The organism is Brevibacterium sp. Mu109 (assembly GCF_900169375.1).
GTDB lineage: Bacteria > Actinomycetota > Actinomycetes > Actinomycetales > Brevibacteriaceae > Brevibacterium > Brevibacterium yomogidense_A.
On sequence record NZ_FXZF01000014.1, the window covers coordinates 88,728 to 107,236 of the forward strand.

The following is an 18,509-nucleotide window of genomic DNA, read 5'->3' on the forward strand; positions in this document are numbered from 1 at the left end:
ATGCCGCAGCACAATCTCACCCGCGCAGAGGCGCAGGACCGCGCCGGGGCTCTGGATGTGCACTCATACGACGTCACGCTCGTCCTCGACGGCACGGGCAGCGGCTTCCGTTCGGTGACGACCGTCGCGTTCTCCTCCGTGAGCAGGTCGGGCACCTTCATCGACGCGATCAGCGAGAGGATCGACCGGCTGATCCTCAACGGCGAGGAGCTGGAGCCCGAGCGCTTCGTCGAGGACGGCCGCATGGCACTCCCCCATCTGGCGGAGAAGAACGTCCTCACCGTCGACGGGCGCTTCTCCTACATGAACACGGGCGAGGGCATGCACCGCTTCGTCGACCCGGTCGACGGCGAGACGTATCTCTACACGCAGTTCGAGGTGCCGGACGCGCGTCGTGTCTTCGCGGTGTTCGAGCAGCCGGACCTCAAGGCCTCCTTCACGTTCACCGTGCTGGCCCCGTCGCACTGGACCGTCGTCAGCAACTCCCCCACCCCGCAGCCCGACGCGGCGGCGCAGGCCGCCGCCGGGCTCGGCATCGACGGGACCGGGCTGTCCGTGTGGCAGTTCGCCCCGACACCGCGGATCTCCAGCTACATCACCGCGATCATCGCCGGGCCCTACTCCTCCGTGCATTCGTCCCTCACCAGTGCGGACGGCTCCGAGGTGCCGCTGGGCGTCTTCTGCAGGGCGTCGCTGGCCGACCACCTCGACGCGGACGACCTCTTCGAACTGACCCGCGCGGGCTTCGCGTTCTTCGAGCGCCTGTTCGGTGTCCCGTACCCGTTCGAGAAGTACGACCAGCTGTTCGTCCCGGAGTTCAACGCGGGCGCGATGGAGAACGCGGGCGCCGTCACGTTCCTGGAGAACTACGTCTTCCGCTCGCGTCCCACCCGGGCGATGGTCGAGCGACGCGCGGTCACCATCCTCCACGAGCTCGCCCACATGTGGTTCGGGAACCTCGTGACCATGCGGTGGTGGAACGACCTGTGGCTCAACGAATCCTTCGCGGAGTACATGTCGACGCTCGCCGCCGCAGAGGCGACGGAGTTCACCGACGCCTGGACCACGTTCGCGACTCTGGAGAAGTCGTGGGCGTACCGCCAGGATCAGTTGCCGTCGACGCACCCGATCGTCGCGGAAATCTCCGACCTGGAGGACGTCGAGGTCAACTTCGACGGCATCACGTACGCGAAGGGCGCCGCCGTGCTCGGCGCGCTCGTGGCCTACGTGGGCCGCGAGGAGTTCTTCACCGGCGTGCAGGAGTACTTCTCCGCGCACGCCTGGTCGAACTCCGTGCTGGACGATCTGCTCCGCCCGCTGGAGAAGGCATCCGGCCGCGACCTCCGCGCGTGGTCGCGCCTGTGGCTCGAGGAGTCCGGCGTCAACGTGATCCGGGCGCTCCCCTCCCGGGACGACGCCGGCGCGCTCACCGCACTGACGCTGACCCAGGAGCCGCACATCATTCCGGGCCAGCCGGTCCCCAGCCTGCGCCCCCACCGACTCGGTGTGGGCTTCTACCGCCTGGACGAGGACGGTCGCTTCGCCCGCCTCGCGACGGTCCACACGGACCTGGACGGGGATTCCGTCGACGTGGAGCTGCCGGACGGCGCATCCGCCGCCGAGGTCGTCGTCACCAACGACGGTGACCTCACCTATGCGAAGGTCCGGCTGGACGAGGAATCCCTGGCCCTGGCATCGGAGCACCTGAACGGCTTCGACGACTCGCTCACGCAGCTGATCGTCCTCTCCTCTGTCTGGGACGCTGTGCGCGACGGCGAGCTGCCGGCAGCCCACTACGTCGAGCTGCTCCACCGGCATCTGCCCGCGATCACGCATTCCTCCGGGCTGCTCGTCCAGCTGCGCCAGCTCGCGACCGCTCTGGACGCCTACGTTCCGCATGCGCGCAGGTCCGACCTGCGCGCGCGGATGGCCGACCGCCTCTGGGAGCTCACCGGCGGTGCCGACGGGATCCCCGCCGGATCGGACCAGCAGCTGCAGCTCTTCCAGGCGTTCTGCCGCCAAGCATCCACGGATGCCCACATGGATGCGCTCGAATCCGTCCTGGTCGACGCGGGGACCGTACCGGGACTCGTCGTCGACACCGACCTCGCCTGGACGATCGTCACGGCGCTGGCCGCCGGTGGGCGCTGGACCGACGTCCGCATCGCCCAGCACCTCCGCACCGACGACACCGCCGCAGGGCAGCGCGCTGCGGCCACCGCGAGGGCCTCCCGGCCATCCTCGTCGGCCAAGACGCAGGCATTCCTGGGGCTGGTCGACGACCGCTCCCTGCCGAACGCGATGATCGGCGCGATCGCGCAGGGGTACGCCCGCGGGCTCGAGCACGACGACGGGACGCTCGTTGCCGCGAATGCGCCGCTGACTGATTTCAGCCGGGAGTACTTCGATCGCGTGACGGGCTGGTGGGAGTCGCGGACCCTGGAGATCGCCCAGACGCTCACCCTGAGTCTCTTCCCACCGGCATCGGAGCGCACGGCGAAGGCCACCGAGGCGTGGATCGAGTCACATCCGAAGGCGCCGAAGGGGCTGCTGCGGCTGATGCGGGAGAACCTCGACACGACACTCCGCGCGCTCCGCGCGCAGGCCGTCGGCCTGGAGGACTGACCGACCGCGCAGAGTGCGGACGTGCAGGTCAGCCGAAGCACGGCCTCGGCGGCGGATGCTCCGTACCGGTGGCCGCCGGCGGCCGACTGCGGGACTGCGGGGGCACCTCGGCGGGGACTGCCGACAGCCCTCCGTGACCGCACCGTGGAGTGTCCTCTCAGACAGCGCGCGAAACATGAGTGTGCTGTCCAGGATCCGACGTTAGTGTCGGGGCAGTATGGCAATCCTCCCTCTCCTCCACGCAGTCCCGTCGCTGCTGACGAGCACCGCCTCCAGCGTGCTCGCAGCACCGCAGACGGCGGACGCCTCACCTGAGCCGTCGACCTCTGCAGATTCGACTCCCACCCCGACACCGTCACCTCCGTCGGTGGAGGACGTGCAGCGCAGCGTCGAGGAGTCTGCCTCCTCCGGGCTCGAATTCATCACCGGCACCGGCCTGCGCGTCGCCGTCATCATCCTCGTCGCGATCGTCCTGACGTTCGTCTCCAGGCGCCTCATCTACCGTTTCGCCCAGTCGATCGCGGAGGGCCACACCAAGCGGGGGATCATCTCCAAGGGCGACCGGCCGCAGTCGGGCGCTGCGGATGCTGCAGCGCGGACGCGACGCGCGCAGAGATCCACCACGGTGGGGTCCCTCCTGAAGTCGATCGCCGCGATCATCATCTGGCTCCTGGCCGTGCTGATGGTGCTCACCGAACTCGGCTTCGACCTCGCGCCCATCCTTGCATCCGCCGGCATCGCCGGCATCGCGCTGGGCTTCGGCGCCCAGACACTCGTGAAGGACTACCTCGCGGGCTTCTTCATCGTCATCGAGGACCAGTACGGGATCGGCGACGTCATCGATGTGGGCGAAGCGATCGGCACCGTGGAGGAAGTGGGTCTGCGGACGTCGAAGATCCGCGCGCTCGACGGCACGCTGTGGCATGTGCGCAACGGCGAGATCCTGCGCGTCGGCAACTTCTCCCAGGGCTTCGGCAACGCGCTGCTCGACCTGCCCTTCCCGTACGACGCGGACGAGCAGACCGTCACGACGATCATCAAAGATGCGGCATCCGCTCTGCGCGAGCTCGAGCAGTACGACGCCGTCATGCTGGAGGCTCCGGAGATCATGGGCGTGCAGGAGATCAGCGGCGAGGCGGTCACCATCCGCGTCACCATCAAGACGAAGCCGGGCGAGCAGTTCGCGGTCGGTCGTGCGTTCCGCGGCGAGTTCAAGCAGCAGATGGCGGCGCACGATCTGACAGTGCCATGGAGCCAGGCCGTCATCCGCACGATGCCGAATCCGACCGCGGCCTCCGCGACGCGCAGGGCAGCCGACCACGCGGCGGAGAAGTCCGACGGCGAGTCCGGCGGGAGCAGCTCGGAGGCCGCTGCGCCGCCGAAGGAGTGAGTGCCGGCCGCGCAGCACTGGCCGACGAGCAGCCGCCTGTCGGTCACGGGGCGAGGCATTCCAGCACCGGGATGCGGCCGCCCGGGACCGGGCCGAGACTCTCCGGTACCGTGGCGAGCAGGACAGCGGACCATCCGATGCCTGCAGACGAGGAGCCCCATCCATGACCACGCCCCGCACGACGATCCCCGTCGGACGACCGTCGAGCGTCTTCGAGTCCGTCGGCGGACATGAGACCTTCACCGCTCTGGTGGACGCGTTCTACGCGGGGGTGGCCGAAGACGAGGAACTCATCGCGATGTACCCGGACGGTCTGGAGCTCGAGGGGGCGAAGTGGCGGTTGCAGGCGTTCCTCGAGCAGTACTTCGGCGGCCCGACGACATACTCCGAGCAGAGGGGCCACCCGCGTCTGCGGATGCGGCACATGCCGTTCCCCGTCACGTTCGATGCCCGCGACAGGTGGCTGCATCACATGCGGGGCGCTCTCGATGCGATCGCGCTGCCACCCCTGTACGACGAGCTCATGTGGGACTACTTCCAGCGCGCCGCCACTGCGATGGTCAACACCGGGGACGGCGACCGGCAGCCTCCGGGCCCGCTGATCTGAGAGAGGCCCGCCGACCTCGGTGACCGAGGGGTCGGACCAGACACCTCATCGGACCAGCACGTGTCCCCCGGGCATGCTCAGTCGTGTCCACACCCCTGACCGCAGGACGTGGGCGGCGCCGTCGCTGGGGAGGAACCCCAGCACGTACGCACCGAACGCCGCGCCGGCGGGGATCGGCTGCGAATGCTCCGCGTCCGACGACTCCGGTGTGTAGCCCACTTCCAGGGCGGTGCGCGACCAGACCTGCTTCCGCAGCGAATCGACAGCGTGCGAACCCGCCCGCTCCGGAGTTCCTCTGGCGACTTCTTCGATCCCGTCCTCGGCCACGCCCCTGAGCGACCCGACGCTCACAGTGCCCAGCGGTTCCCACGGTCCGCGGGGAGGTGAGATGCCCGCCCACGAGGCCCGGACCTCGGCCGGGGGGATCGAGATTCCGCGCACTGACTCGCCATCCGCCTCGAGCCGCGCGAAGCGATCGAGCAGAGCTCGAGCGTCGACCACGACGTCGAGTCCGTCCATCGCCTGGGTCGTGATCCGCAGCATGCGCATACCCAGCACCAGCGGCATGCGGTCGCCCAGGCCGTGGGGGTGGAGCGGGGCGACGGTGAGGACGAGGACGTCGTTGGCGACGGCCATGCGCACGGCAGCGTCGTCATCAGCGTGGGCGGCTCGCGAGACGAGCGTCTTCCAGTCCTGCAGGGCCGTCGGGTCGACCGGGATCAGCAGATCGTCAGACATGGCGGAGCCGCACAGGTGCCGCCACTGCGGCTTCGAGCTCTTCCCGTTCATGATCGCGGATGCGACGAGCGCGGCCGCTGGCCGTGTCGACGAAGACGACCTCCGTCTCTGCGACAGTGTAGGCCCTCGCCCCGTCAGGCTCTGCGATGACGTATCCGACCGTCATCGACACAGCGGACACGGCGGAGATCACGCAGTCCACGGCGACCGGGCCCTCACGGTACGGGATGGGTTCTCGGTACTCGATCTTGTGGGAGAGCACGAGGAGGTCGGTGTCAGCACTCGCGCGGCCCAGGACGTCCGGCAGGCCCGAGCCCAGGACGACCCGGCCGGCGCCCGGCACCTCCGTGTTCGCGGCGTCGCGCGCAGCGGTCGGCGATCCGAAGGCCCGCACACGTGCCTCTTCCAGCACCCGCAGCTGGGTCACGTTGTTGACGTGGCCGTACGCGTCCATATCGCCCCAGCGCAGCTCGATGAGCACGCGGGTGAAGGAGCCGGGGATGAGCGGGTTCGTGAGAACCGAGGACGACGGGTGCATGTCCTCCATCCTGCCATCCACCACGCGTGCGGCCTGCATCAGGATCCACCGGACGAGATCCCCGCACGTCCCTGAACGATCGATCAGACGGAGCGGTAGGATCAGTGCATCACGCGCGCGGAACCCGGGTGGAACCGGATGCGACGGCGCGCGCCAACGACTGACGACGACCCAGCGGTACAGCCGCGAGGAGGAGACCATGGACGCGACAGCGGACATCGACGAACTGCAGCGGGTGCTCGACCTGCGCCGGCTCGACACACCGGGGATCGGCGGCGAGGAGCACAACTTCCAGGGGTGGAACCAGCCCAAGCCGGGTGACGTCCTGTTCGGCGGGCAGGTCCTGTCGCAGTGCGTGGTCGCCACCTCCGCCACAGTGGCAGACGACCGCCCGATCCATTCGTTCCACGGGTACTTCCTGAGGGCCGGGTCGGTCTTCTCCGATCTCACGTTCGGCGTCGACGTGCTCCGGGACGGAGGGTCGTTCTCCGCCCGGCGCGTGCAGGCCTACCAGGATGGTCAGCCGATCTTCACCGGTATGGCCTCGTTCCAGCGCGACGAGGAGGGCCTGGACTACCAGGACACGATGCCGGCCGACGTGCCGGCGCCGGAAGAGCTCCCCTCGCTCACGGAGCAGCTCGCGCACATCGATCATCCTCTGCTCGAGGGCTGGGTCTTCAAGCGCCCATTCGAGATCCGGGGAGTGGAGCCCGCCATCCAGGCCCGGTTCCAGGGCGAGCAGAAGGCGTCGGAGATGTTCTGGGTCAAGACCGTCGCGCCGTTCGGCCATGACCGTGTGCTGAACGCGGCGGCTCTGGCATACGTGAGCGACTACAACCTGCTCGAGCCGACGCTGCGGGTCCACGGGATCCCCTGGTACACGCCGCAGCTGCGGATGGCGAGCCTCGACCACGCGATGTGGTGGCACTCCCCCGTCGACTTCGATGACTGGCTGCTGTTCGACCTCACCGGCCCGAGGTCGAACAACGGTCGAGCGCTCGGCACCGGCCGCGTGTTCTCCCGCGACGGTCGCCTCATCGCCAACGTCTCGCAGCAGGGGATGCTGCGACTCAAGCCGAAGAGCTGAGCGAGTTCGTCGAGCTACACGCACCCGACGAGCTCGACGAGTTCTTCGACGAGTTCAGGTGAATGTCTGGAGGGCCCCCTCGAAAGGGGGCCCTCCAGACATTCACCTGGCGCGTGTGCGGCTCAGTCGCGCGTCAGACGGCGGTGCGTGACGCGGTGCGGACGTGCCGCATCCTCGCCCAGACGATCCACCTTGTTCTTCTCGTATGCTTCGAAGTTGCCCTCGAACCAGTGCCACTTGGCCGGGTTCTCATCCGTGCCCTCCCACGCGAGGATGTGCGTGGCGACGCGGTCCAGGAACCAGCGGTCGTGGGACACGACCACGGCGCAGCCGGGGAACTCGAGCAGAGCGTTCTCGAGCGAACCCAGGGTCTCGACGTCCAGGTCATTGGTCGGCTCATCGAGCAGGAGCAGGTTGCCGCCCTGCTTCAGCGTGAGCGCGAGGTTCAGCCGGTTGCGCTCACCGCCGGAGAGGACGCCGGCCTTCTTCTGCTGATCCGGGCCCTTGAAGCCGAAAGCGGACACGTAGGCGCGTGACGGCATCTCGACGTTGCCGACCTGGATGAAGTCGAGTCCGTCGGACACGACCTCCCACAGGTTCTTGTCCGGGTCGATGCCGCCACGGGACTGGTCGACATAGGAGATCTTCACGGATTCGCCGATCTTCAGCTCTCCGCCGTCCAGCTCCTCCATGCCGACGATCGTCTTGAACAGCGTGGACTTGCCCACGCCGTTCGGACCGATGACGCCGACGATGCCGTTGGGCGGCAGCGAGAACGACAGACCGTCGATGAGCGTGCGCCCGTCGAAGCCCTTCTGCAGGTTGTCCGCTTCGATGACGAGGCTGCCCAGGCGCGGGCCGGGCGGGATCTGGATCTCCTCGAAGTCCAACTTCCTGGTCTTCTCCGCCTCTGCCGCCATCTCTTCGTAGCGAGCGAGGCGTGCCTTGGACTTCGTCTGCCGGGCCTTCGCGTTGGACCTCACCCATTCGAGCTCGTCCTTGAGGCGCTTCTGCAGCTTCTGGTCCTTCTTGCCCTGCACCGAGAGGCGTTCCTGCTTCTTCTCGAGGTACGTCGAGTAGTTGCCCTCGTACGGGTACAGGTGTCCGCGGTCGACCTCTGCGATCCACTGCGCGACGTGGTCCAGGAAGTACCTGTCGTGAGTGATCGCGATGACGGCGCCGTGGTAGCTGGAGAGGTGCTGCTCGAGCCACAGCACGGATTCGGCGTCCAGGTGGTTGGTGGGCTCGTCGAGGAGCAGCAGGTCGGGCTTCTCCAGGAGGAGCTTGCACAGTGCCACGCGACGGCGCTCACCGCCGGACAGGTGGGTGACTGCCATGTCGCCGGGCGGGCAGCGCAGGGCGTCCATCGCCTGCTCGAGCTGCGAGTCCAGGTCCCACGCATCCGCGTTGTCGATGGCTTCCTGGAGCTTGCCCATCTCTTCCATCAGGGAATCGAAGTCTGCGTCCGGGTTCGCCATCTCCTCGGAGATCGCGTTGAACCTGTCGACCTTGCCCTTGATCTCGCCGACTGCCTCTTCGACGTTGCCCCGCACGGTCTTCTCCTCATTGAGAGGAGGCTCCTGCAGGAGGATGCCGACTGTGTATCCGGGGCTCAAGTGGGCTTCGCCATTGGAGGGCTGCTCCAGCCCCGCCATGATCTTGAGGATCGTCGACTTGCCGGCGCCGTTGGGGCCGACCATGCCGATCTTCGCTCCGGGATAGAACGACATCGAGACATCGTCGAGGATGACCTTGTCACCGTGCGCCTTGCGCGCCTTGTGCATGGTGTAAATGAATTCTGCCATAGTGCCTTCCAGCCTATAGCTCGAGCACGCCTACGACTATTCCGACGCGGGCGTCACGCATCACCATGTGTGGACTGGTGCGGCTGACGGTCTGGCGCCGTGCGCGGACGGGTCAGTTGCCCCCGAGTCCCGCTCCGCCGGAATCGTCACCGGAACCGCCCTCAGCGCCGCTGTCGGAGCCCTCTTCGGCTCCCCCGTCGCTGGAGCCGCCATCGCTGGAGTCTTCGCCACTGGCGTCGCTGCTGGAGCCTTCGTCACTCGAGTCCCCGCTCGAGTCCCCGCCGGAGCCTCCGTCGCTGCCGTCCTCCGAACCGCTCGAACCACTGTCGGAGCTGTCTTCCGCGCCGCCGGATTCTTCGCCGTCATCTGCCGACTCTCCGGAGAAGTCCTCTCCCGGGATATGTCCGGCACCGTTGTCCCCGGCGCCGTCCTCCCGCGGCTCACCGCTGGGCTCGGGCGCGTCCTCGGGACGATCGACAGCGCCGTACAGGCACGTCCCCGTCGACTCCGACGGCGGCATGAGGCTCGCGAAGATGTCGCCTTCCCTGATCTCACCGACGATGCAGCCCTCCTCGAGCAGCACCGCGAACATCTTCGAGGAGACGCCGGTGTCCAAGGGCGTCTTGTCCTGTGTGGCTTCGAGCTGGCCGGCGTCGTAGCCGGCGTCCATGAGGGTGTCGAAGAGGGATTCGGAGGTCGGCAGCTCCCCCTCCTCCTCGACGAGCGGCGCGAGCACCGCCGTGACGTCATCGACGATCGCAGGCTCTTCGGATTCCACGACCTTCGGCTCGGACGGTTCACGTTCGAACACGGAGCAGCCGGTCAGCAGAAGCGCGACGGTGCCCGTGAGGGCGGCGAGTCGGCGAGTCGTGACCATTCGAGTCCTTCCGGAGTGCGATTGCGCGGATCCCACTCTAGCGCCGCACGGCCTCCTCGACGACTCGCCGCTCCCGAGCGGGCCTGAAGCACCATGCCTCAGCACCGACCGGCCCCTGCACAGGCTCGGACTGCTCAGACGCGAGGCCGCTCAGAACGGTGCGCCCGCCGGTTCGCGCTCCTCCTTGTCCTGCGGGGCCGCGTCGGCCAGTGCTGCGGTCGGGGGCTCGTCACCGGCTCCGACGGGCGGTGGGACGGGCCCGTCTCCCTCACCCTCGCCTCCGTCCGGGAGAGGCTCAGCGTTCAGGGTGCTGGAGCTGACGAACTTCGCGACGCCGAACAGCAGGTTGGGACCCACGACATCGGCCACGATCGTGCCGCTGGTGCCGGTGCGCCCGTCCTTCTCCCAGTCACGCAGTCGCAGTTCGCCCGCGACGATGATGCTGTCGCCCTTGTGCACGCAGTACGCCATGTTCTTCGCCAGCGCACCATAGGCGTTCACGTCGAACCAGCTCACCCCGCGGCTCACGACCTCACCGGTCGCGCCGTTGAAGTAGTCGTGGTTGACGGCGATCCGGACGTTCGCCCAGGGACGGCCGTCGTCGAAGGCGCCGGAACGCGGTTCCTGGCCCACCGTTCCGACGAAGACATTCGTGAACTTCATGTGACTCCCCTTCCACCCAGCGGGAGGGCGTCTCCCTGCCCGTCAGTGGAACGACCACATCGTGCCGGCGCCGGACGTTCAACGAGCCCGCCACAGCTGTGGAAACAGCGATGGTGCGCACACATGCTGTGTGCGCACCATCGTGCGACGCGGGATTCGACCTGTGACGCGGAGTCAGCGCAGCCCGTCGTGGATCCGGCGGTGGTCGTCGACGACAGCGGTGATCGGCTCGAGGAACGCGCTCTCGGCAGTGGAACGGACGGCGTCCTGAAGCCTGACGGTGATGGAATCCGCAGCGTCGACTGCACCCTTCTTCCGAGCGCCTGACGCCCAGGAGGACACGACGAAGGACCCGACCACCCCTCCCACGAACAGGACGACCGGCACGATCCACAGGAGCGGGCCCGGTTCGAACCCGACTCCGACGATCGCGATGATCTGGATGACCAGCCACCCCAGACCGACGAGGGTCGCGGCGAAGAAGAGCACCTGGAGGATCCCGGCCAGCGTCCACCAGCCGGGCTGTCGGCGCGGGACCTCGACCGCGGTGATCGCCTGGTCGAGGTTCTCCGAGAGCGCTTCCGAACTGGCGCGCTCCTCCTTCGCGACCCGGTTGCGCCAGACCGACGGCATCCCGGACACCGCCGCGTCGACCAAGTCGTGCGCGGCCAGGCTCACGCGCGCACGCTGGGCACGTGTCACCTCGGGCGATCCGGCGCGGATGAGGTCGTCACGGTCTGCTCCGTGCTTCGCTCCCAGCGGATCCGCCTGTGAGCGCTGCATCCACGCGAACACCGGATACGCGGTCCGCTTGTATGCGCGACGGAGGTAGTCGTCGTGCACCGTCTGCGCGATCGCATCGACTCCGGCGGCATCGGTCATCGCGTCCACGAGCTCCTGCGCCCCGCGGATGTCCGCGATTCCGTCGGGTGGCTCACCGATCTCTGCGAGGACGCGACCGTTGACGGTGCGCACGTCGGCCAGCAGCCGTTCCGTGACGGCACGCTTCTGCGCGACCGTCTCTGACAGGATCCGACGCAGACCGTCCACGCCGTGTCGGGTGACGGCCGATGCTGTGCGGACACGCGCGTCCACCAGGCCATCCGCCTGCAGGAGCGACGCGAAGTGGGTGGAGGCGTCTTGGCGCTCCGCCGGTGCGATCCTGTCGATCTGGTTGAGCACGAACACCATCGCCGTGCTGTGCTCCGCGAACGCGGCGAGGTACCCCGTGTGCAGGGAGTAGTCGGCGTACTTCTGGGGATCGACGACCCAGAAGACCACATCGACCAGGCCCACCATGCGGTCGGACTCCAGGCGGTGTTCGCTGGCGGTCGAGTCATGGTCGGGCAGGTCGATGAGGATCAGCCCGTGCAGCGCGGACTCGTCGTCACCGTCCAGTGCGGATTCGCGCCATGTGCGGTTCTCCACCGGCACCTCGAGCCAGTCGAGGAGCTCCTCTCCCCCGGATCCCCACACGCAGGCGGTGGGCTTCGAGGTGGTGGGGCGCCGGACGCCGACCTGGGCGATCTCCAGCCCCGCAACGGCGTTGAACAGGGAGGACTTCCCTGAACCGGTCGATCCTGCGAACGCGACGACCGTATGCTCCTCGCCCAGTCGCATGCGCTCGTCGACACGGGCCAGGAGGTTCCTCGCGTCGGTGACGATCGCGGGGCGCAGTGTGTCCTCCCCGCGGTCGAGCGCGTACCGCAGGCCCTCCGTGAGACGGCCCAGCTCATCGCGCGACGGGTCGGCCCCCGCCCCTGCGTCTGAACCCGTCGACATGGCTGTGCTTGGCGATGTGCCAGCGCCCGACAGTGTGCCGGGGCTCGACGACATACCGGGGCCCGACGACGCGCCGGGACGTGTCGACTGCTCGGTCATCACAATGCCTCCTCGAGTCTCGTGCCGCTTCCGCGGAGCGTGCCCGCCTGCCGGGGCGGGACCTCGGCCGCGGCGAGGGCGTCGTCGAACGGTGCGCGGCACGACGCCAGGAGCTCCTGTGCGGAGTCGAGCAGGCGAGTGCGGACCGTGTCGGCCAGGTCGCGCGTCACCTGGTCGCCGAAGATCGTGTCGAGCAACTTCCCCGCCACGACAGCGGTGCCGCCCGCGATGCCGACCTCTGCACCCGTCAGCCCGCCGGTGCCCGCGAACGCGGCGAGCATGACGACCGCACCGACGCCGTTGACGCCGAACGACAGGATGCGGGCCTTTGCACGCTTCGACTGTCCGACGTCGCGGACGAGCTCGTTGACGCTCGCGGACCATTCCGTGATCGCCCTGTTCACACGCGCGTCGAAGTCCGCGGGGACACGGAAGCGGGCGAAGCCGTCGTCGCCGTGTGCTGCGATGAGCGCCGCACCTGCCGGGGAGTCCTCCCAGCTCATGCGCGCGCCCGTGACAGCCTGGACGGCCTGCTCGCGGATCAGCAGGCTCACGCTCTGCTCGATCGCGAGCTCGAGCGGTTCGGCGGTGTCCCTCTTGCCGGTGACTGCGGCGGTGATCCGGTCACGCAGCCGCGCGACGGTGGGCTCGAGGCCGCGGAAGAACTGACCCGCACCCACGAAGTCCTGCCAGCGGGCCAGGACCTCGCCGCGCAGTACGCGGCCATCGGCGAGCGATGACGCCAGTTCGTCCGTGGCGGAGCCGAAGCTGTCGTCGACCGCTGAGCTCAGGCGGGCGTGCGCATCCTCCTGCTCGACGATGTGTGCGGCCAGCTCCTCGGCGCGCGGAGGGACTGTGGCCAGAGCACCAATGAGGGTCTTCTCGACGACGCGCGATCGGGCGGCGTCGCTGCGACCCAGGTTGAGGATCCACGAGGTGAGGGTGAAGACGGCGGCTTCCGGGAGCAGCCCGTCCTCGAGCGGGACCTCCGGCACGGTGACGACCGGCGAGGACCCCAGCCCGGCGTCGCTCAGCAGATCCGTGAGGTGGCGGCGGACCTCGCGATTGGCCTCGGTCGGGACACGATCCAGCACGAGCGCGACGGTCGTGCCGCGGGCCTGCGCCTCAGTGAGCAGTGCCCACGGGACGGCGTCCGCGTACCGGGCCGCGGTCGTGACGAAGAGCCAGAGATCTGCGGCTGCGAGCAGCTGGCGGGCGATGCGCCGGTTCGACTCCATGACGGAGTCGATGTCCGGCGAGTCGAGGAGTGCGAGGCCGGGAGGGACGGAGGCATCGGCGACGAGTCGCAGCTGCGGCTTGTCCAGCTCCGTCTCCTCACGCGTCACGCGTGCGAAGCCGGCGAGCACGCGGTCGGACTGGAAGTGCTCCGCGTCATCGGGGTGGTGGACGAGGACGGGAGACCGCGTCGTCGGGCGGATCACACCGGATTCCGTCACGGACCTGCGAAGGATCGAGTTCACGAGGGTCGACTTGCCGGCTCCTGTGGAACCGCCGATCACCACGAGCAGCGGCGCATCCGGATTCTGCACGCGGGGCAGCAGGTAATCCTCGAGCTGATTGCGAAGCGAGTGCTGGAGAGCCCGGGCGTCGGGGGCTGAGGCGGTCTCCAACGGGAGTCGGGCTTCCTGCACGCGTCGCAGCAGGTCCGCGAGCGCGGAAGCGGCGTCTGCGCCGACGGACTGGGTCAATGAGCGGGCATCCACGCGTCAATCATCGTCGCGATTCGCGACGACCTCCACTCACCACGCCGGGAACCCGCGGTTTCACTGAGAGTCGTGACCTTCTGAGTGCCCGCATCTGCTGAGTGACCGCACCTGATGGGTGACCGCACCTGATGGGTGCCCTCACCTGCTGAGTGACCGCACCAAATGGGTGCCCCCACCTGCCGAGGATCCCGAATCGACTCGTGTGCCCGTGGTCGGCGGTTCCGTCGCCGGCAGACTCGCAGCCTGCAAACTCCTCGCAGCTCGCAATCTCACTGTCAGTGGCGCTGAAAGTGCCCCCAGCAGGATTCGAACCTGCAACCTACGGATTAGAAGGCCGTTGCTCTATCCATTGAGCTATGGGGGCGTGTCGCCTTGTGACGACCACGCAGTATCCTACCGCCGCCGAGGCGCCGGGCACACTCCAGCAGGACTCCACTGGACGTGTGCTCCGACTCCCCCGGCGCAGCAGTCATGCGGGTCGGTAGTGCCCGATCCACTCGTTACTCGGACGCGGGTCCGCTCGTTACTCGGAGGCGCGGTCGATCGCCTGCTCCAGTCGCTCCAGCTTGCCTTCCAGCTCACCGGTGCGACCCGAACGGATGTCGGCCTTCACGACCAGCGAGACGCGGGGGCCGAAGGCGGCCACAGCCTCGGTCGCGGCCTTCACGACGGCGAACACCTCGTCCCACTCTCCTTCGAGAGTGGTGAACATCGAATCGGTGCGGTGTGGGAGTCCGGAATCCCGCACCACCTTCACCGCGGCGGCGACGGCGTCATGGACGCCGCCGTCACCGTCGGGATCAGCACCTCCGGAAGGTGCGACAGAGAACGCGAGCAGCATGATGGATCAGCCCTTCGGAACGGTGATGATGAGCGCGTCGCCCTGACCGCCGCCGCCGCAGAGCGCCGCAACACCGGTGCCTCCGCCGCGACGCTTGAGCTCGAGTGCGAGGTCCAGGGTGATGCGAGCACCGGAGGCACCGATCGGGTGGCCCAGTGCGATCGCTCCGCCGTTGACGTTGACCTTCTCCGGGTCGACGCCCAGGTCTGCGGTCGATGCGAGGCCGACAGCGGCGAACGCCTCGTTGATCTCGTAGAGGTCGAACGAATCGGCTGCGACTCCCGCGCGCTCCGCCGCTGCCCGGATGGACTGCGACGGCTGATGCTGCAGCGACGAATCCGGGCCGGCGGTCCACGCGTGAGCGCCGATCTCCGCGAGGATCGGCAGGCCGAGCTCCTCCGCCTTCGCCTTGGACATGACGACGACTGCGACGGCACCGTCGGAGATCTGCGACGCGTTGGCCGCCGTGATCGTTCCGTCCTTGCGGAAGGCGGGACGCAGCTTGCCCATCGACTCAGTGGTCGAGTCAGCGCGGATGCCCTCATCGTGCTCGACGGTGACCTCGCCCTTGCGGGTCTTCAGCGTCACCGGGGTGATCTCCTCGGCCAGGTGGCCCGCTTCCTGTGCTGCTGCAGCGCGCTGGTGCGACGTGGCTGCGAACTCGTCCTGCTGCTCCCGTGTGAAGGAACGCTTCGGATCGTCCTCGTCGTTCGCGGTCTCCGTGAGTCCGCCCATCGCCTGATCGGTGAAGGCGTCCCAGAGGCCGTCGTAGTCCATGTGGTCGCGGACCTGGACAGTGCCGTACTTGTATCCGGCGCGGGACTTCTCGAGCATGTGGGGCGCGTTGGTCATCGACTCCTGGCCGCCCGCGACCACGACGTCGTACTCACCGGCGCGCACGAGCATCGCCGCCTGTGTGATCGCGTTGATCCCGGACAGGCAGAGCTTGTTGATCGTGATCGCGTTGACGGTCATCGGGATGCCCGCCTTCACTGCGGACTGGCGTGCAGGGCCCTGCCCGAGTCCGGCCTGGAGCACCTGCCCCATGATCACGTGCTGGACCTGGTCCGGGCTCACACCCGCACGGGTGAGTGCCCCGCTGATCGCTTCAGCTCCCAGGTCGACGGCACTGAGCGAGCCCAGCGCTCCAGACATCTTCCCGAATGGGGTGCGCGACCCCGCGACGATGACGGCTTCGGTCATTGTTCCTCCTCATGAGAGTGCTCCTGCACCACCGATCGATGTGCTCGGATCGGAGTGCTCAGCACCAGACGACTGTGTTCTGCATCGCACGTCCCCTACAGCCTATCGAAGGCCACGGACTCCCCTGAACTCTCGGGGCACCCTGAGGGATGGCAGACGAACGATCCGCCCGACCTCATAGGTACCTGGGACAGTCCGCCCATTGGCCGATACGGGTGCCGCTGGAGGGCCCCCACGCATTAGAGTGGGTTCCGAAGCGCGGCGGGACCGCGGCCATGCGGGCATACGTCCAGCAGAGTCACTGTCCGGTGAGGAGAGACTCCGACCAGCCGCCATACAGCGATCGAGCATGATCTGAAGAGGATGGGAGCCTCAGTGACGCCTCCAGAAGAGTTCCGCACCGCGATGCGCGGTTACGAGAAGAGTGAAGTCGATACGCGCATCGGGCAGCTCAAGAAGGAGATCGACTCCCTGCGCAAGGCGCTCAAGGACGCGCGCAGCCAGGTGATCAGTGCCGACCGTGCGAAGCTGCAGGTCGCAGGAGAGCTCTCCGAGGCCAAGCAGCAGCTCAAGAAGGCCGCCAACGCGCAGCCTGAGACTGACGGAGCACCGGGCACCCGGATAGACCATCTCCTCAAGATCGCGGAGTCCCAGGCTCGGGAGACCCTCGCCCAGGCGACCGCGGATGCCGAGACGATCCGCAACAAGGCGCGTGCGGATGCCGCTGGCCAGCGCGCGCGGATGCGCACGGAGTCCGACGACACACTGAGCGGTGCGCGTTCCGAGGCCGAGGCGATCACCTCGTCCGCAGAGCTGCGCGCATCCGAAACGATCACCGCGGCCGACAAAAAGGCGAAGGAGACGATCGCCTCGGCAGAGCGCGAGGCGGAGCGCCTCCGTTCGGTGGCGACGGCCGAAGCATCCGATTCTCGCGAGTCCCTCACGCGGGAGCTCGCCACGATGAGCGCCGACGCGGAGGAGGCAGCCGCGCGAGTCCGCAGCGAAGCGAAGACGGAGGCCGACGAACTGCGTGCCGCAGCGCAGACGGAGGCTGACGAACTTCGCAAGGACGCGCAGGAGAAGGCGGATGCTCTCCTGGCGGATGCGAAGTCCCGTGAGGATGAGACGCGGAAGACGTCCGAAGCCCTCGAGCTCGAGCTCGCCACCAAGAAGAGCGACTTCGAGAAGGCCGAGAAGGAGCGCTTCGAGACGTCGAAGGCGGAGAACGACCGTCTCTTCAAGGAAGCACAGGAGCGTGCGGAGAAGGCCGAGGCCGACGCGAAGGCGGCGACGGAGCGTGCGGAGAGCACTCGGAATGACGCGGTCGAGCAGGCCGACACGATCATTGCGGACGGCAAGAAGCGCGCGCAGACGCTGATCAGCGAAGCGCGTGCGACGGCGGAAGCCACCATCGAGGAATCGCAGGCTGAATCCCGCCGGAACGTGCAGTCCGCACAGTCGCAGGTCGATCTGCTCACGAAGCAGCGGAAGACGATTGCAGCGCAGCTCGACCAGCTCCGCTCCATGTTCGCGAACCCGGGCCTCCTGCCCACGACCGATGAGTCGAAGGAGCCCAGCCCGGAACGGGTGGCTGCGGGCGCTGTGCCCACGGAGAAGATCGCAGACGAGGACGAGCTCAATGCTCTTCGCGCGGAAGCGGGTATCGACGCAGAGGCCGATTCGGACGGCGATCAGGACACGGACGAGATGTCAGTCTCTGAAACTGCGTCCGGGGATGCTGCGGACGCCGAGGCCGTGGTCGTCGATGCAGAGACAGATGACCCCGCACCCGAGGCCGCTGACGACGCCGCCGATCAGGGCAGCGAGGACGAGGCTGCCGAAGACGACGCAGATGAGTCCGCCGACAGTGCAAAGGATGGCTCCACCGGCAAGCCGGGAGCTCCCACCCTGCATGGACGCCCGCAGGCGAACAACCGCCTGCGCTGAGTCATCGGTGACGTGACGACGTGACATCGGCTGTGGCCGAGCGGTGATCCGCTCGGCCACAGCTGTTTCTGCCCGTGCGCCACAGCACCGTACGACTGTGCGAGCTTGTTCGGGGCCAGGCCCACTCCTGCCCTGGACGTCAGAACGGGGGTGGAACCTCGCCGGGGGCGCCAGGTTCGTCAGGTACCTCGACTGTGGTGAACAGGTCCGGGCCCTCGTAGTCCTCCCCTACCGGTGCCCGATCCAATATCTCCGCCCGCGCCACCAACACCTCCGGATCAGGAGGATCGAGCCCCGCTGCCAACGGCGGCGGGCTCGTCGATGCGGTCTGTCCCATCGGCAGCACCCACGCCACCTCATTCCTGCTCAGACGCTGCAGCCAGATGATGCCCTGAGTCTTCAACTCATGATGGTGCTTACACATGGCGTGAAGGTTCTCCATCACGGTCAATCCGGCTCTTCGCGGTTCGTGGTGAATGACCCTGCTGTGGCGGGTATTCACGCTACGGTTCTCGCGGCGCTGGTGAGCAGGATACGCGTCCGGTAGTTCTCCGCGTTGCGGAATCCGCGGCCGGTGCGT

At 67.9% G+C, this 18,509-nt stretch carries 14 protein-coding genes, 1 tRNA gene and 1 pseudogene; 5 read left to right on the top strand and 11 right to left on the bottom strand.

The features are described from left to right. The 3 genes from pepN to BSP109_RS10145 all read left to right on the top strand — a co-directional run bounded on the left by pepN (position 1) and on the right by BSP109_RS10145 (position 4,622). Complete coding sequence (pepN, locus tag BSP109_RS10135; protein ID WP_101600399.1) at positions 1 to 2,625, top strand: aminopeptidase N; 2,625 nt, start codon at positions 1 to 3, stop codon at positions 2,623 to 2,625. 217 nt (positions 2,626 to 2,842) lie between these two features. Beyond that, positions 2,843 to 4,015: a mechanosensitive ion channel family protein gene (locus BSP109_RS10140; protein WP_257944647.1), complete on the top strand. Its 1,173-nt coding sequence runs from the start codon at positions 2,843 to 2,845 to the stop codon at positions 4,013 to 4,015. A 163-nt stretch (positions 4,016 to 4,178) separates the two neighbouring features. After that, positions 4,179 to 4,622, top strand: coding sequence for a globin (locus BSP109_RS10145; protein WP_087005985.1), 444 nt, complete (start codon positions 4,179 to 4,181; stop codon positions 4,620 to 4,622). A gap of 45 nt (positions 4,623 to 4,667) precedes the next feature. Here the strand turns inward: BSP109_RS10145 and BSP109_RS10150 are convergent, their stop codons facing one another. Then, the gene (locus BSP109_RS10150) at positions 4,668 to 5,360 is read right to left on the bottom strand and encodes a hypothetical protein (RefSeq protein ID WP_101600401.1); all 693 of its coding nucleotides are present in this window, start codon (positions 5,358 to 5,360) and stop codon (positions 4,668 to 4,670) included. Then, positions 5,353 to 5,937: a thioesterase family protein gene (locus BSP109_RS10155; RefSeq protein ID WP_257944648.1), complete on the bottom strand. Its 585-nt coding sequence runs from the start codon at positions 5,935 to 5,937 to the stop codon at positions 5,353 to 5,355. Before BSP109_RS10155 ends, BSP109_RS10150 begins: the two co-directional genes overlap by 8 nt. A gap of 160 nt (positions 5,938 to 6,097) precedes the next feature. Here BSP109_RS10155 and BSP109_RS10160 point away from each other — a divergent pair, with 160 nt between their 5' ends. Further along, positions 6,098 to 6,985 carry an acyl-CoA thioesterase II gene (locus BSP109_RS10160; RefSeq protein ID WP_087005980.1) on the top strand — a complete coding sequence of 296 codons (888 nt, stop codon included), beginning with the start codon at positions 6,098 to 6,100 and terminating at the stop codon, positions 6,983 to 6,985. Between the two features lie 122 nt (positions 6,986 to 7,107). Here BSP109_RS10160 and ettA read toward each other — a convergent pair whose 3' ends face one another. The 8 genes from ettA to BSP109_RS10200 form a co-directional block, all read right to left on the bottom strand. Beyond that, the gene (gene ettA / locus BSP109_RS10165) at positions 7,108 to 8,790 is read right to left on the bottom strand and encodes an energy-dependent translational throttle protein EttA (RefSeq protein WP_087005978.1); all 1,683 of its coding nucleotides are present in this window, start codon (positions 8,788 to 8,790) and stop codon (positions 7,108 to 7,110) included. 112 nt (positions 8,791 to 8,902) lie between these two features. Further along, positions 8,903 to 9,667, bottom strand: a complete 765-nt coding sequence (locus BSP109_RS10170) for a hypothetical protein (RefSeq protein ID WP_101600403.1) — start codon at positions 9,665 to 9,667, stop codon at positions 8,903 to 8,905. A 150-nt stretch (positions 9,668 to 9,817) separates the two neighbouring features. Further along, the gene (locus BSP109_RS10175; protein WP_087005973.1) at positions 9,818 to 10,330 is read right to left on the bottom strand and encodes a single-stranded DNA-binding protein; all 513 of its coding nucleotides are present in this window, start codon (positions 10,328 to 10,330) and stop codon (positions 9,818 to 9,820) included. Between the two features lie 174 nt (positions 10,331 to 10,504). After that, positions 10,505 to 12,211: a GTPase gene (locus tag BSP109_RS10180; protein WP_257944649.1), complete on the bottom strand. Its 1,707-nt coding sequence runs from the start codon at positions 12,209 to 12,211 to the stop codon at positions 10,505 to 10,507. Further along, positions 12,211 to 13,935, bottom strand: a complete 1,725-nt coding sequence (locus BSP109_RS10185) for a dynamin family protein (protein ID WP_257944650.1) — start codon at positions 13,933 to 13,935, stop codon at positions 12,211 to 12,213. The genes BSP109_RS10180 and BSP109_RS10185 overlap by 1 nt, the downstream gene beginning before the upstream one ends. 294 nt (positions 13,936 to 14,229) lie before the next feature. Then, a tRNA-Arg gene (locus BSP109_RS10190) sits at positions 14,230 to 14,302 on the bottom strand. 159 nt (positions 14,303 to 14,461) lie between these two features. After that, positions 14,462 to 14,779, bottom strand: a complete 318-nt coding sequence (locus tag BSP109_RS10195; RefSeq protein ID WP_087005966.1) for a thiamine-binding protein — start codon at positions 14,777 to 14,779, stop codon at positions 14,462 to 14,464. A gap of 6 nt (positions 14,780 to 14,785) precedes the next feature. Then, entirely contained in the window at positions 14,786 to 15,982 is a 1,197-nt protein-coding gene (locus BSP109_RS10200; protein WP_101600404.1) for an acetyl-CoA C-acetyltransferase, read from the bottom strand. 375 nt (positions 15,983 to 16,357) lie between these two features. On the opposite strand from BSP109_RS10200, the gene BSP109_RS10205 reads away from it, so the two are divergent. Beyond that, positions 16,358 to 17,929 carry a cell division protein gene (locus BSP109_RS10205; RefSeq protein WP_101600406.1) on the top strand — a complete coding sequence of 524 codons (1,572 nt, stop codon included), beginning with the start codon at positions 16,358 to 16,360 and terminating at the stop codon, positions 17,927 to 17,929. A 139-nt stretch (positions 17,930 to 18,068) separates the two neighbouring features. On the opposite strand, the pseudogene BSP109_RS10210 reads toward BSP109_RS10205, so the two are convergent. Next, a pseudogene (locus BSP109_RS10210) lies at positions 18,069 to 18,509 on the bottom strand (hypothetical protein); the annotation flags it as partial.

What these genes read in the sequence shown, in the direction of transcription:
- pepN (WP_101600399.1), top strand. Translation starts at nt 1, where the DNA reads ATGCCGCAGCACAATCTCACCCGCGCAGAGGCGCAGGACCGCGCCGGG.
- BSP109_RS10140 (WP_257944647.1), top strand. Translation starts at nt 2,843, where the DNA reads ATGGCAATCCTCCCTCTCCTCCACGCAGTCCCGTCGCTGCTGACGAGC.
- BSP109_RS10145 (WP_087005985.1), top strand. Translation starts at nt 4,179, where the DNA reads ATGACCACGCCCCGCACGACGATCCCCGTCGGACGACCGTCGAGCGTC.
- BSP109_RS10150 (WP_101600401.1), bottom strand. Translation starts at nt 5,360, where the DNA reads ATGTCTGACGATCTGCTGATCCCGGTCGACCCGACGGCCCTGCAGGAC.
- BSP109_RS10155 (WP_257944648.1), bottom strand. Translation starts at nt 5,937, where the DNA reads ATGCAGGCCGCACGCGTGGTGGATGGCAGGATGGAGGACATGCACCCG.
- BSP109_RS10160 (WP_087005980.1), top strand. Translation starts at nt 6,098, where the DNA reads ATGGACGCGACAGCGGACATCGACGAACTGCAGCGGGTGCTCGACCTG.
- ettA (WP_087005978.1), bottom strand. Translation starts at nt 8,790, where the DNA reads ATGGCAGAATTCATTTACACCATGCACAAGGCGCGCAAGGCGCACGGT.
- BSP109_RS10170 (WP_101600403.1), bottom strand. Translation starts at nt 9,667, where the DNA reads ATGGTCACGACTCGCCGACTCGCCGCCCTCACGGGCACCGTCGCGCTT.
- BSP109_RS10175 (WP_087005973.1), bottom strand. Translation starts at nt 10,330, where the DNA reads ATGAAGTTCACGAATGTCTTCGTCGGAACGGTGGGCCAGGAACCGCGT.
- BSP109_RS10180 (WP_257944649.1), bottom strand. Translation starts at nt 12,211, where the DNA reads ATGACCGAGCAGTCGACACGTCCCGGCGCGTCGTCGGGCCCCGGTATG.
- BSP109_RS10195 (WP_087005966.1), bottom strand. Translation starts at nt 14,779, where the DNA reads ATGCTGCTCGCGTTCTCTGTCGCACCTTCCGGAGGTGCTGATCCCGAC.
- BSP109_RS10200 (WP_101600404.1), bottom strand. Translation starts at nt 15,982, where the DNA reads ATGACCGAAGCCGTCATCGTCGCGGGGTCGCGCACCCCATTCGGGAAG.